Origin of the sequence: Staphylococcus rostri (assembly GCF_002902145.1) — a bacterium.
In the GTDB taxonomy this organism is placed as follows: domain Bacteria; phylum Bacillota; class Bacilli; order Staphylococcales; family Staphylococcaceae; genus Staphylococcus; species Staphylococcus rostri.
Map to the genome: position 1 here is coordinate 31314 of NZ_PPRF01000047.1, position 14508 is coordinate 45821.

General features: G+C 41.6%; 11 protein-coding genes, 1 riboswitch and 1 other annotated feature. Of the genes, 10 read left to right on the forward strand and 1 reads right to left on the reverse strand.

The genetic code is table 11. The features are described from left to right. Nucleotides 1-13 precede the first annotated feature (13 nt). Nucleotides 14-2596, forward strand: a complete 2583-nt coding sequence (gyrA, locus tag CD122_RS07610; protein WP_103358393.1) for a DNA gyrase subunit A — start codon at nucleotides 14-16, stop codon at nucleotides 2594-2596. 64 nt (nucleotides 2597-2660) lie between these two features. On the opposite strand, the gene CD122_RS07615 is transcribed toward gyrA, so the two are convergent. Further along, a complete protein-coding gene (locus CD122_RS07615) occupies nucleotides 2661-3473 on the reverse strand; it encodes an NAD(P)H-hydrate dehydratase (RefSeq protein WP_103358394.1) in 813 nt (270 codons plus the stop codon). Nucleotides 3474-3685: 212 nt separating this feature from the next. Between CD122_RS07615 and hutH the strand changes: the two genes are divergently transcribed. The 9 genes from hutH (at nucleotide 3686) to dnaB (ending at nucleotide 14455) form a co-directional block, all read left to right on the forward strand. Beyond that, nucleotides 3686-5188: a histidine ammonia-lyase gene (gene hutH / locus CD122_RS07620; protein WP_103358395.1), complete on the forward strand. Its 1503-nt coding sequence runs from the start codon at nucleotides 3686-3688 to the stop codon at nucleotides 5186-5188. Between the two features lie 48 nt (nucleotides 5189-5236). Further along, nucleotides 5237-5439: a binding site (T-box leader), on the forward strand. Nucleotides 5440-5518: 79 nt separating this feature from the next. Further along, a complete protein-coding gene (serS, locus tag CD122_RS07625; protein WP_103358396.1) occupies nucleotides 5519-6799 on the forward strand; it encodes a serine--tRNA ligase in 1281 nt (426 codons plus the stop codon). A 265-nt stretch (nucleotides 6800-7064) separates the two neighbouring features. Next, nucleotides 7065-7757, forward strand: a complete 693-nt coding sequence (locus CD122_RS07630) for an AzlC family ABC transporter permease (RefSeq protein WP_103358397.1) — start codon at nucleotides 7065-7067, stop codon at nucleotides 7755-7757. Next, complete coding sequence (locus CD122_RS07635; RefSeq protein WP_103358398.1) at nucleotides 7754-8083, forward strand: AzlD domain-containing protein; 330 nt, start codon at nucleotides 7754-7756, stop codon at nucleotides 8081-8083. Before CD122_RS07630 ends, CD122_RS07635 begins: the two co-directional genes overlap by 4 nt. Before the next feature lie 57 nt (nucleotides 8084-8140). Continuing rightward, nucleotides 8141-8243: riboswitch (SAM riboswitch) on the forward strand. Between the two features lie 73 nt (nucleotides 8244-8316). Then, on the forward strand, nucleotides 8317-9282 hold the full coding sequence (gene metX, locus CD122_RS07640; RefSeq protein WP_103358399.1) for a homoserine O-acetyltransferase MetX: 966 nt from the start codon (nucleotides 8317-8319) through the stop codon (nucleotides 9280-9282). A gap of 200 nt (nucleotides 9283-9482) precedes the next feature. Then, nucleotides 9483-10388: a DUF2232 domain-containing protein gene (locus CD122_RS07645; protein ID WP_103358400.1), complete on the forward strand. Its 906-nt coding sequence runs from the start codon at nucleotides 9483-9485 to the stop codon at nucleotides 10386-10388. 11 nt (nucleotides 10389-10399) lie between these two features. Beyond that, nucleotides 10400-12367 carry a DHH family phosphoesterase gene (locus CD122_RS07650; RefSeq protein WP_103358401.1) on the forward strand — a complete coding sequence of 656 codons (1968 nt, stop codon included), beginning with the start codon at nucleotides 10400-10402 and terminating at the stop codon, nucleotides 12365-12367. After that, the gene (rplI, locus tag CD122_RS07655) at nucleotides 12364-12810 is read left to right on the forward strand and encodes a 50S ribosomal protein L9 (protein ID WP_044359865.1); all 447 of its coding nucleotides are present in this window, start codon (nucleotides 12364-12366) and stop codon (nucleotides 12808-12810) included. The genes CD122_RS07650 and rplI overlap by 4 nt, the downstream gene beginning before the upstream one ends. A 244-nt stretch (nucleotides 12811-13054) precedes the next feature. Next, the gene (dnaB, locus tag CD122_RS07660) at nucleotides 13055-14455 is read left to right on the forward strand and encodes a replicative DNA helicase (protein WP_103358402.1); all 1401 of its coding nucleotides are present in this window, start codon (nucleotides 13055-13057) and stop codon (nucleotides 14453-14455) included. Nucleotides 14456-14508: the final 53 nt, after the last annotated feature.

The following is a 14508-nucleotide window of genomic DNA, read 5'->3' on the forward strand; positions in this document are numbered from 1 at the left end:
GGAGGATATCTTGATGGCTGAAACATCTGAATCAAGAATTAATGAACGGAATATCAGCAGAGAGATGCGAGAATCATTTTTGGACTATGCCATGAGTGTTATCGTATCTCGTGCATTGCCAGACGTACGAGATGGGTTGAAGCCTGTACATCGCCGTATACTTTATGGATTGAATGAACAAGGCATGACGCCAGATAAACCATACAAAAAATCAGCGCGTATCGTCGGGGACGTTATGGGTAAATATCACCCACACGGTGACTCGTCAATTTATGAAGCGATGGTGCGTATGGCACAAGAATTCAGCTACCGTTATCCACTTGTAGATGGTCAAGGGAACTTTGGTTCAATGGATGGCGACGGTGCGGCTGCGATGCGTTATACGGAAGCACGTATGACGAAGTTGGCTTTGGAACTTTTAAGAGATATTAACAAAGATACGATTGACTTTATTGATAACTATGATGGTAATGAGCGCGAACCAAGCGTGTTACCGTCACGTTTCCCTAACTTATTAGTGAACGGTGCATCAGGGATTGCGGTAGGGATGGCAACGAACATTCCACCACATAATATGCGTGAAGTGATTGATGGCGTATTGAGCCTCAGTCGCAACCCGGATATTTCGACTGCAGAGTTGATGGAAGACATTCAAGGACCAGACTTCCCAACAGCAGGTTTGATTCTCGGTAAGAGCGGTATTCGCCGTGCTTATGAGACGGGACGCGGATCGATTATAATGCGTGCCAAAGCAGATATTGAATCACGTGGTGGCGGTCGTGAACGTATTATCGTTACAGAAATACCGTACCAAGTGAACAAGGCACGTATGATTGAAAAGATTGCGGACCTTGTACGCGATAAGAAAATTGAAGGTATTACAGACTTACGTGATGAAACGAGCTTACGTACAGGCGTGCGTATTGTGATTGATGTGCGTAAAGACGCAAATGCAAGTGTCATACTGAACAATTTGTACAAGCAGACCCCATTACAAACATCATTTGGCGTTAACATGATTGCGTTGGTGAACGGACGTCCACAGCTTATTACGTTGAAAGAGGCGTTATATCACTACTTAGAACACCAAAAAGAAGTCGTGCGTCGTCGTACGGCCTACAATTTACGTAAAGCGAAAGATCGCGCACATATTCTTGAAGGGCTACGTATTGCGCTAGACCATATCGATGAGATTATTACGATTATCCGTGAATCAGAAACAGATAAAGTAGCAATGGATAGCTTACAAGCACGTTTTGCATTGTCAGATCGCCAAGCACAAGCGATTTTAGATATGCGTCTACGTCGTTTGACAGGTTTAGAGCGTGACAAGATTGAAAATGAATATAACGAGCTGATTGCTTACATAGCTGAGTTAGAAGAGATTCTTGCAGATGAAGAGAAGTTATTAGAACTCGTACGTGAAGAGTTAACAGACATCAAGGAACGCTATGGTGATGATCGTCGTACAGAAATTCAATTAGGCGGTGTTGATAACCTTGAAGATGAAGACTTGATTCCTGAAGAACAAATTGTCATTTCATTGAGTCACAATAACTACATCAAACGTCTTCCTGTATCAACGTATCGTGCACAAAACAGAGGCGGTCGTGGTGTTCAAGGTATGAATACGCTTGAAGACGATTTTGTCAGCCAACTGGTTACAACAAGCACGCACGATGATGTCCTGTTCTTTACGAATAAAGGGCGCGTTTATAAGTTGAGAGGTTATGAAGTACCGGAACTCTCACGTCAGTCTAAAGGGATCCCAGTGGTCAATGCGATTGCGCTTGAGAATGATGAAGTTATCAGCACAATGATTGCGGTAAAAGACTTAAACTCTGAAGATGACTTCTTAGTCTTTGTAACGAAAAAAGGTTTGGTTAAGCGTTCAGCATTGAGCAACTTCAATCGCATTAACAAAAACGGTAAGATTGCGATTAAGTTTAGAGATGACGATGAACTTGTAGCGGTACGTCTTACAGATGGCGACAAAGACATATTGATTGGTACATCTCAAGCATCACTCATCCGTTTTAAAGAGACGGATATTCGTGCGATGAGTCGAATTGCGTCAGGTGTGAAGGGTATTACACTACGCGGAGATGATGAGGTTATTGGTCTAGGTGTCGCTGACGAAGATAACAAAGCTGAGATTCTCGTCGTAACTGAAAAAGGTTACGGTAAGCGTACATCAATTAGTGAATATCGTTTATCACGCCGAGCAGGTATGGGTATTAAGACGGCGAATATTACAGAGCGTAATGGTAAGCTGGTATGTATTGCGACAGTCGAAGGTAATGAAGATATTATGGTTGTAACCGATCATGGTGTTATCATTCGTATGGAAGTAGAAGACATCTCTGTCAATGGCCGTAACACGCAAGGGGTTCGTTTGATTCGTTTAGACGACGATCAATTCGTATCAACAGTTGCTAAGGTGAAACAAGAACCTGAAGACCTAGAAGCGGACGAACAAGACGGAACGGTGTCTAAAGATACTGAAGTAACAGAAGCACCATCTGAAGGACCAGAAACATTAAGAGAAGACTTTATGGCACGTGTTGAAGAAGACATTGCCAATGAAGACGAATAAGCATAACAAAAAAAGAAGGTTTGAGCACATGATTGCGTGCTGAACCTTCTTTTTGTATGTGTATTTATTGTTCGAGCTGTTTCATTGCGTATGGGATTTCATCGATGATTTTTGATGGTGGAACCACATACATATCTTTGGAAAGTTTTTCACCAATATAGCTATGTGTGTAGGCTGCGCTTGTTACAGCATCAATCGTATCATCAAATTGACCGATAAAGCTCGTAATCATCCCTGCTAATGTATCGCCCATGCCACCTGTCGCCATTGCAGGTGTGCCGATTTCTAACTTATATTCATTATCTCTAAAGAAAATCTCTGTACCATGTTTCTTCAAGACAACCGTTGCGCCAATCTTGTCAACCGCTGCACGATTGCGCTCATACGTCTGTTCCTCTATTGGAATACCACTTAGACGCTCCCATTCCTTTTGATGTGGTGTGTAGATGATTTTACAAGGTGGGATTTCTGGTTTGAGCTTACTCATGATAGATATCGCATCGCCATCAACGATCAATGTATGGTGCGATTGAATATTTTGTAGCAAGAATGTCATTGCATTGTTCCCTTTAAAGTCTAGACCGAGTCCAGGACCGATTAAGATACAGTCCGATTGTTCGATGACCTTTGTGAGCTTTTTCGTATCATTAATGTCAATGACCATTGCTTCTGGACAGCGTGAATGGAGTGCGACGTGGTTCGTTGGATGTGTTGCTACCGTAATCAGACCACTGCCACTGTAGACACAGGCACGTGCGGCTAGCATAATTGCGCCACCTAAAGTCGCATTGCCGCCAATCAGTAGAATACGGCCATAGTCCCCTTTATGTGTATCCTCTTTGCGTTTCGGTATTTTAACATCCGACAATATTTCCATAGAGCAAGACCTCCTATCTGGTATTTCCGATATTACAACAAGATATGATATACGCGCATGTGCCATTCGTCAATAGATAAAATAAGGCGTTTTAGCATACTAGTCTAGTAACGCGCTACCTGATAACGAATATTGTCACAACTATTGTGTAACTTGTTCCTGAATCCTATACTGAAGAAGGATGGTAAGAAATAACAAAGGGGTTGAATCATATGCGTTTATATTTAACAGGTAATGAATTAAGTATTGATGATATTCGGACGTTTCTCTCTCAAGAAGGAACGGTAGAAATTACTTCAGAAGCGCTGGAACGTGTCAAAGCAAGTCGTGCAACCGTTGAACGTATTATCGCTAACAAGGAAACGATATACGGTATTACAACAGGATTTGGACTGTTCAGTGACGTATTAATTGACCCGTCACAGTATAATCAACTGCAGGTCAATTTGATTCGTTCACATGCGTGCGGTGTCGGTAAACCATTTGAACAAAATGTCGCGCTCGTAATGATGGTGTTAAGACTAAACACGTTATTGAAAGGTCACTCAGGTGCGACGGTTGATTTAGTGAGACAACTTCAATATTTTATCAATCAACGTATTATTCCAGTGATTCCACAACAGGGCTCACTCGGAGCGTCAGGAGACTTGGCACCACTTTCTCACTTGGCATTAGCTTTGATAGGGGAGGGGGAAGTCTATTATGAAGGGCAAGTTTTAGACAGCTCGGATGTCTTAAAACGTTTAGATAGAGCGCCGTTAGTATTGCAAGCGAAGGAAGGACTGGCATTGATTAATGGTACGCAGGCAATGACTGCACAAGGTGTGATTACATTTATCGAAGCGGAGAGTCTAGCGTATCAGTCAGAGTGGATTGCTTCATTGAAACACCAAGCATTGCGAGGAATTACGGATGCGTATCATCAATCGATACATATTGTGCGTAACTTTGATGAACAGACAGCTGTAGCAAGACGGATGTTAGACTGGCTTGAAGGTTCATCATTAACGACACGTCAAGGGGAACTACGTGTGCAAGATCCATACACATTGCGTTGTATTCCACAGATTCACGGTGCCAGTTTCCAAGTGTTCAACTATGTACGAGAGAAGTTAGCACATGAGATGAACGCGGCCAACGATAACCCGCTTATTTTTGATGAAGGCGATGAGACATTAGTTATCTCTGGTGGTAACTTCCATGGACAACCGATCGCATTTGCGTTAGATTTCTTGAAAATTGGGATGAGTGAGCTCGGGAATGTGTCAGAGCGACGTCTTGAGCGTCTCGTTAATCCACAATTGAATGGTGGATTGCCAGCATTTTTAAGTCCAGAACCTGGTTTGCAAAGTGGAGCGATGATTATGCAGTATGCGGCCGCAAGTCTTGTGTCTGAGAATAAGACGCTCGCACATCCGGCAAGTGTGGACTCAATACCATCGTCAGCAAACCAAGAAGATCATGTCTCAATGGGAACAATTGCGGCAAGACATGGCTATCAAATATTAGAAAATGTACGTCGTGTGTTAGCGATAGAAACAATTATTGCCTTGCAAGCCGTGGAATTAAGGGGTGTAGACGGACTGTCACCAAAAACACGTGAACAATACGATAAGTTGCGTGAAATCGTCCCATCCATCACGGAAGATAGACAATTTCATAAAGATATCGAACAAGTGGCGAATTATTTACAAAAAATTTCTTATTATGAATAGGCTTGCAAAACGAAAAATACTCTGCTATATTATAAGTAAATTCAGATATTTAATTGTTTGTGGACTAAGTAGTATCAGATTCCTTACAGAGAGTTTGTGGCTGGTGTGAACAAACATTCGATGACGATATGAAATCTACCCACACATGAAGAACAATTCGGGTGAAACCGTTAACTTTTGTTAGAGCGCAAGCGTATTTTTAATATGCTTGTTAAATAGGGTGGCAACGCGTAAGTAACCACGTCCCTTGTATTGAGGGGCGTGGTTTTTTATTTGCTTTACTATCCGCTAAATAAATCTCACTATAAAACCATGAAAGGATGTCAAAATATGTTAGACATTAAATTATTCAGAAACGAGCCAGAAAAAGTAAAAGAAAAGATTCAATTACGTGGAGATGATCCGGTAGTCGTTGATGAAGTGTTAGAACTTGATCAAAAACGCCGTGAGTTAATCAAACAAACAGAAGAGTTAAAAGCAGAGCGCAACAAAGCATCTGAATTAATTGCACAAAAGAAACGCAATAACGAAGATGCTGAAGAGGCGATTCAATTGCAACGTCAAGCGGGAGACAAAGTAAAAGCAATTGATGCAGAACTTAAAGAAGTGGACAACGCATTACAAGATAAATTATCACGTATTCCTAACTTAATCCATGACGATGTGCCACAAGGTGCTGATGATACTGAAAACGTTGAACTTAAAAAATGGGGTACACCACGTGAGTTTGATTTTGAAGCAAAAGCACACTGGGATATCGTAGAAGACTTAGGCATGGCAAACTTTGAACGTGCTGCACGCGTATCAGGTGCGCGTTTCGTATTCTTAACAGACGAAGGTGCGAAGTTAGAGCGTGCGTTAATGAACTACATGTTAACAAAACATACAACACAACACGGTTACACTGAAATGATGGTACCTCAACTTGTAAACCGTCACGCAATGTACGGTACAGGTCAATTACCTAAATTTGAAGAAGACTTATTCAAAGTAGAAAAAGAAGGTCTTTACACAATTCCAACAGCGGAAGTACCATTAACAAACTACTACCGTGATGAAGTTATCCAACCAGGTGTGTTACCTGAAAAATTCACTGGTCAATCAGCATGTTTCAGAAGTGAAGCGGGATCTGCCGGCCGTGATACACGTGGTTTAATCCGTCTTCACCAATTCGATAAAGTAGAAATGGTGCGCATCGAAAAACCTGAAGACTCTTGGAATGCATTGGAAGAAATGACAGGCAACGCAGAAGCAATCCTTGAAGAGTTAGGCTTACCATACCGTCGTGTTATCTTATGTACTGGAGACATCGGTTTCGGTTCAAGTAAAACATATGACTTAGAGGTATGGTTACCAAGCTACAACGACTACAAAGAAATCAGCTCTTGCTCAAACTGTGTTGATTTCCAAGCGCGTCGTGCGAACATCCGCTTCAAACGCGACAAAGACGCAAAACCTGAATACGTACACACATTGAACGGTTCTGGTTTAGCAGTAGGTCGTACGTTTGCTGCAATCGTTGAAAACTATCAAAATGAAGATGGTTCTATTACAATTCCAGAAGCACTTGTACCATTCATGGGTGGTCAAACTGTAATCGAACCTAAATAATAATCGGTACCAATTTTTCTCTCTAAATATAGATAAATAGAAGACCTTTTAAAGTTGACTCTCTCTCGCTTTAAGAGGTCTTTTTAATATTTTAAGACTGCCTTCACGCTACATTTGTCAGAAAATTACGTTAAATAAAACGTTGATTTAACGGCGTTTTTAGACTTCGGTTTGTATGCGTGCACTATGGCGTTCTACTAATCTTATAGATTTCGTCAACTTTTTGTAATATAATAAATTTAATTTTTATGAAAGGGCGGATAGTATGGCGTATATGACATTTAAGCAAGGCGTGAAAGACTGTATACCGACACTTCTTGGCTATGCAGGTATCGGATTTTCCTTTGGTGTCGTAGGGAGTGCATCTGGATTTAATATTTTTGAGATTGCACTATTATCCATTCTCATATACGCCGGATCAGCACAATTTGTCGTGATTGCCTTAATGGCCGTACATACACCTGTTTGGGTCATTGTGCTGACAACATTTATTGTGAACAGTCGTATGTTTTTATTGAGTATGACGTTAGCCCCTTCCTTTAAACATGAAACACTTTGGCACCGCATAGGGATTGGTACGTTGTTGACTGATGAAACGTTCGGTGTCGCAATTACTCCATATTCAAAAGGGGAGACGATAGGACGGCATTGGATGCATGGCTTAAACATCACGGCGTATACTTTTTGGATATTAATGTCAGTGCTCGGTGCGGCGTTTGGTGATTTTATCAGTCACCCAGAATCATTCGGTTTAGATTACGCCATTCTAGGCATGTTCGTCTTTCTAACCGCTGCGCAATTTGAAGGGCTACAGCAATCCAAGCTGCGTCTTTATCTATTATTAATGCTCGTAGTGATTGCCTTGATGCTCATTCTAAGTCTGTTCATGCCGTCTTACTTAGCGATTATTATTGCGTCTGTATTAACAGCGACATTAGGGATGGTGATGGATCAATGACATTCTACTTTTTAAGTGCCGTTATTTTATCATGTATTGTGACGTTGCTTGTACGTGTGACACCGCTCGTACTCATTTCACGCTTAGAGTTATCTGAGAAAGTCATTAAGTGGTTATCGTTTATACCCATTACGTTATTTACCGCGCTCGTTGTAGACGGCTTAATACAACAACACGATGGCACATTTGGATACACGATTAATTGGATCTTTCTTATCGCGCTTGTGCCAACGATATTGATCGCATTGCGTACGCGAAGTTTAACGATGACTGTTATCGTAGGCATGGTAACGGTAGCCATATTAAGAATGGCAACGTTATTTTAATTTGTTGTGTTATTGCTTTAAATGGTGTATCATAACACTAAATCTAAATATTACAAAAACTTATTCAGAGAAGCTGAGGGATTTGGCCCGTTGACGCTTCAGCAACCACTTATAGCTAAGTACGGTGCTACTACCAACGATTGAAGTCGAATGATAAGTCATATACATTACTAGGCTGTATCGTTGTTAATTCAATGATACAGTTTTTAATTTTTTAAAGGGGGACGCGTAGGATGACCAATTATATTGTGGATACGTTACATTTAGGTGCATTTACGACAGAATCTGGTGAAACGATAGATGATTTACAGTTGCGTTATGAGTATGTCGGATACAAAGGGCAACCGCTCGTGTTAGTTTGTCATGCATTAACGGGTAATCACTTAACATATGGGACAGATGAGCAGCCGGGCTGGTGGCGAGAAATTATCGATGGTGGCTATATGCCGTTTCATGATTATCAATTTTTAACGTTCAATGTGATTGGCAGTCCATTTGGTTCCAGTTCACGTGCGAACGACCGACATTTTCCAGAGCATTTAACGATGCGTGATATTGTGCGTGCAATTGAACTTGGTGTCAAAGCACTCGGTTATACAGAAATTGATATTTTGATTGGTGCGTCTCTCGGCGGCATGCAAGTGATGGAATTACTATACAACCGTCAATTCCACGTAAAAAAAGCGGTCATTCTTGCCGCAACAGCTAAGACATCTTCGTATAGTCGCGCATTCAATGAAATTGCACGTCAGGCGATTCATTTAAGCGGTACAGACGGCTTAAGCATTGCGAGACAGCTTGGCTTTCTTACGTATCGCTCCTCTAAAAGTTACGAATCGCGCTTTACGCCAGATGAAGTGGTGGCATATCAAAAATATCAGGGAGATAAGTTCAAGGCGTCGTTCCATTTGGAGAGTTATTTAACACTGCTGGACGTCTTAGATAGTCATGATATTTATCGCAATCGTGCCGATGTGAGTGCGGTTTACCGTATGCTTGATACCAAAGTGCTGACGATTGGTTTTGCGGATGACTTATTGTATCCGGATGACCAGGTAGAAGCGGTAGGGCGACACTTCCGTTATCATCGTCATTTCTTCGTGCCAGACAATGTCGGACATGATGGCTTCCTACTTAACTTCAATGATTGGGCACCCTATTTGTATCATTTTTTGAAAGTTTCTCGTTTTCGTCGCTAAACTTAGACGGATATCCTACATTTTGTTATAATCAAAGGAATGAAGAAAGAAGCGGTAAGGACGCTAAGTAACAGTGTTAGAAATTGTACAAAGTGCCTTGCCGTTTTAGTATAATCCGGTACAGCGCAAGTCATTGTATTCATGTTACAAAGCCTGTAAAATAAGGGTTATAGAAATAAATTAGTTTGGAAGTGGCGTTATTGTTTTCAAAAATTCAGTTTAAACCGATGATGCTATGCACACTTGCATGGATATTGGTCATCTTAGTGATACACTTCATACCGCCATTGGGATTATTTGTGGCGTTGTTTGCGACACTCCCAGGTATTATTTTGTGGCACCGCTCCATCCATTCCTTTGGTTTGAGCACGTTCATTACATTTATTTTCGCAACATTAACAGGCAATGTGTTCGTTATGAGCTTTATGATCATTACATTTGTGATCAGCGCATTAATTGCACGTATGTTACAAATGCGCGCATCAAAAGAACGCATCCTATATATGACAACTTTTGTTTCAAGTATTTTGACGTTAGGCGTCATCATGCTGTTACAAAGTATGCAACAATTACCATATGCACAAGAATTATTACAACCTTATCAAGCAATCGTCGATCAAACGATTGCAATGCAGGAGTTAGATAAGGCATCACAAGAAGTCTTAAATGCCTCAGTACAACAACTTGCGATACAGATTCCGGGCATGGTCGTGATCACTTTAGCAATCTTTATGTTTGTGACACTCTTAATCATCTGTCCGATTCTGCGTAAATTCAAAATTGCAACACCTGTTTTTAGACCGCTTTATTTATGGCAGATGCAGCGTTCTATTTTCATCATTTATGCAATTGCTTTGTTAGTAGGTATGGCAACGGAACCTGCAACGACAATGAATAGTATTAGTGTCAACTTCCAAATCGTCTTAGGCTTTTTACTTGTGATTCAAGGCTTAAGCTTTATTCACTACGTATGTGCGATGAATCGTCTGCACATCAGTTTATCGATTTTATTTGTGACGCTAGGTATTATTTTCTATCCACTGACACGATTAATTGGTTTGTTAGATATTGGTTTGAATTTAAAAAGTATGATTAATAAACGATAAGAGGTGACAAAATGAATTGTCATGCCATAAAGAAAGCATTGGTCATCCCCTTTATATTGATGACACTCGCTGCGATTATAAGTGTGGGCATTCTGTTGTTGTTCAACAAAATGTACGCATCGGTTGCAGGCGTTGTCTTGCTCGTAGTACTCATCATTAGCGCAGTGCTTCTCAGACGTGTGTACCAGCATTTTGATCGCTACATAGATAGTTTGAGCGGCAGGATATCATTGGGGACCGAGCGTGCTGTCAAGTCGATGCCAATGGGCTTGATTGTTTTAGACGATGCAGAACAAATTGAATGGGTGAATCCGTTTATGACGGAGCGTATCGATCGTAACGTTATTTCAGATCCAATCAATGAAGTATACCCGAATATTTTAAAACAGTTAGAAAAAGCGAAAGAAATTGAGTTTCAAGACGGACCGTATGCCTATCGTGTGAAATACGCAGAAGAAGAGAAAATGTTGTATTTCCTAGACATGACGGAAGAGACGGAAATTCGTCAAGAGTATGAAGATCAGCAACCGATTATTGCGACGCTGTTCTTGGATAACTACGACGAAATCACTCAAAATATGAATGATACACAGCGTTCTGAGATTAACTCGATGGTGACGCGTGTTATTAGTCGCTGGGCACAAGCGCATAACGTCTATTTCAAACGTTACAGCTCAGATCAGTTTGTCGCGTACTTGAACCGACGTATCTTGCGTGAAATTGAAGAAGATAAGTTCGATATTTTAAGTCAGCTACGTGAGAAAAGTAGTGGCTACCGTGCTCAGTTAACGTTAAGTATCGGTGTCGGCGAAGGTTCGGAAAACTTAATCGACCTTGGTGAGTTATCGCAATCAGGTCTCGACTTAGCATTAGGTCGAGGCGGTGACCAAGTTGCGATTAAGCACATGAATGGTAACGTACGTTTCTACGGTGGTAAGACGGACCCGATGGAAAAACGTACGCGTGTGCGTGCACGTGTTATCTCTCACGCCTTGAAAGACATTTTGTTAGAAGGCGACAAGGTCATTGTTATGGGGCACAAGCGACCAGACCTTGATGCGATTGGTGCAGCTATTGGTGTGACACGTTTTGCGATGATGAACAACTTAGATGCGTATATTGTGTTGAATGACTCGGATATCGATCCAACATTACAGCGTGTGATGAACGAAATCGACGAAAAACCAGAGTTGAAAGAACGTTTCATTACATCGGATGACGCATGGAATATGATGACATCGAAAACGACGCTCGTGATTGTGGATACACATAAACCTGAGATGGTCATTGATGAAAACATTCTTAATAAAGCGAACCGTAAAGTTGTGATTGACCATCATCGTCGAGGCGAAAGCTTTATCTCAAGTCCATTACTTGTATATATGGAACCATATGCAAGCTCGACAGCCGAGTTGGTCACAGAGTTGTTGGAGTATCAACCGACAGAGCAACGTTTAACACGTCTAGAATCGACGGTAATGTACGCAGGTATCATCGTCGATACGCGTAACTTTACATTGCGTACGGGCTCTCGTACATTCGATGCCGCAAGCTATTTACGTGCGCACGGTGCAGATACGATTTTGACTCAGCATTTCTTGAAGGACGATATCGAAACGTATATTAATCGTTCAGAACTGATTCGTACGGTCATGCTACAAGACAATGGTATTGCGATTGCGTACGGTGCGAATGATAAGATTTACCATCCTGTCACGGTTGCACAGGCGGCAGATGAACTATTGAGCTTGGACGGCGTAGAGGCATCTTATGTTGTAGCACGACGTGAAGATGATCTTGTCGGCATGTCAGCACGTTCGCTCGGTGCGTTTAACGTACAGTTAACGATGGAGGCACTCGGTGGCGGTGGCCATCTGACGAATGCGGCGACCCAAATTAAAAATGTGACGGTTGAAGAAGCGATCGAGCAGTTGAAAGAAGCAATTGCGGAACAAATAGATAGGAGTGACGAATCATGAAAGTAATTTTCACACAAGACGTAAAAGGTAAAGGGAAAAAAGGCGATATTAAAGACGTACCAGTAGGTTATGCGAATAACTTTTTAATTAAAAATGGTTATGCGGTGGAAGCAACACCTGGTAACTTGAAACAATTGGAACAAAAAAACAAACGTATTGAAAAAGAGAAACAACAAGAGTTTGAAGATGCGAAAGCGTTAAAAGAAAAATTAGAAACACTTGAAGTAGAAGTGAAAGCAAAGTCTGGTGAAGGCGGCAAGTTGTTCGGTTCAATCAGCACAAAACAAATTGCAGAAGCGTTAAATAAACAGCACGGTATTAAGTTAGACAAGCGTAAAATGGACTTACCAAACGGTATCCATGCATTAGGTTACACAAACGTACCAGTGAAATTACACAAAGATGTAGATGGTACAATCCGTGTTCATACAGTAGAACAATAATAGCGTGATGGCGCATGTGAAAAGGCTGGGGCATATGAACATGTTCCAGCCTTAAACATTAGTTGTACTTGCGCGTTGGGATGAAAGCAGAGAAAAGAATGTTCGTGTTGAGGCTATGGATAGAATAAGCTTTCAACGCTTTTAGACAGTCTGCTGGCATTCTAATTTTTGCAGGAATTGCTGTGTATGGACATTATTCACGTCTCGGCGCTTGTACACAATGAATTTAAAGGAGGTTGTTGGCATGGATGGTATGTTTGAACATAATCAGATGCCACATAGTAATGAAGCGGAACAATCTGTGTTAGGTGCGATATTTTTAGATCCAGAGCTTATCTCAACGACGCAAGAAGTCTTGTTGCCTGAATCTTTTTATCGTGCACCACATCAGCATATTTTCCGTGCCATGATGCATTTAAACGAAGATGGCAATGATATTGATATTGTGACCGTATTAGACCGTCTTACACAGGATGGTGTTGTTAATGAAGCGGGTGGCGTGCAGTATTTAGCTGAAATCACGTCTAGCGTACCGACAACGCGTAACATTGAGTATTACACGAACGTCGTATTCAGAGATGCGTTGAAGCGGAAGTTGATTCATACCGCCGACAGCATTGCCAGTGATGGTTACAACGACGAGCTAGACCTTGATACCGTCTTAAACGATGCGGAACGGCGCATACTGGAATTGTCATCCACACGAGAAAGTGACGGATTTAAAGACATTCGTGACGTATTAGGTCAAGTGTACGAGAATGCGGAACAGTTGGATCAAAATAGCGGTCAGACGCCAGGAATCCCAACAGGCTATCGAGACTTAGACCAGATGACGGCAGGCTTTAACCGCAATGACTTAATCATTTTAGCGGCACGTCCTTCAGTAGGTAAGACTGCCTTCGCACTTAATATTGCTCAAAAAGTGGCGACACATGAAGATAACTATACGGTAGGTATCTTTTCGCTCGAGATGGGTGCTGACCAGCTAGCGACACGTATGATTTGTAGTTCTGGTAACGTCGACTCTAACCGTTTGAGAACAGGGACGATGACGGAAGAAGACTGGAATCGTTTCACCGTAGCCGTCGGTAAATTGTCGCGAACAAAGATCTTCATAGATGATACACCGGGGATTCGTATTACCGATATTCGTTCAAAATGCCGTCGTCTAAAACAAGAGCACGGCTTAGATATGATTGTTATCGACTACTTACAGTTAATTCAAGGTAGCGGGTCACGTTTTTCAGACAACCGACAACAAGAAGTCTCTGAAATCTCACGCATGTTAAAGGCGATTGCACGTGAGTTAGAATGTCCCGTTATTGCGTTGAGTCAGTTATCACGTGGCGTGGAGCAACGACAAGATAAGCGTCCGATGATGAGTGATATTCGTGAATCAGGTTCGATTGAGCAAGATGCCGATATCGTTGCCTTCTTATATCGTGACGATTATTACAATCGTGGCGATGGCGACGAAGATGATGACGATGCAGGCTTTGAACCACAAACGAATGATGAAAATGGTGAGATTGAAATCATCATCGCCAAGCAACGTAACGGCCCAACTGGTACCGTGAAACTGCACTTTATGAAACAATACAATAAATTTACCGATATTGATTATGCACATGCCGAGATGGCGTAAAAATATTTTCGGTGCTAAAAACCGTACTTTAAAATTCTCTGTTTGAGTTTTGT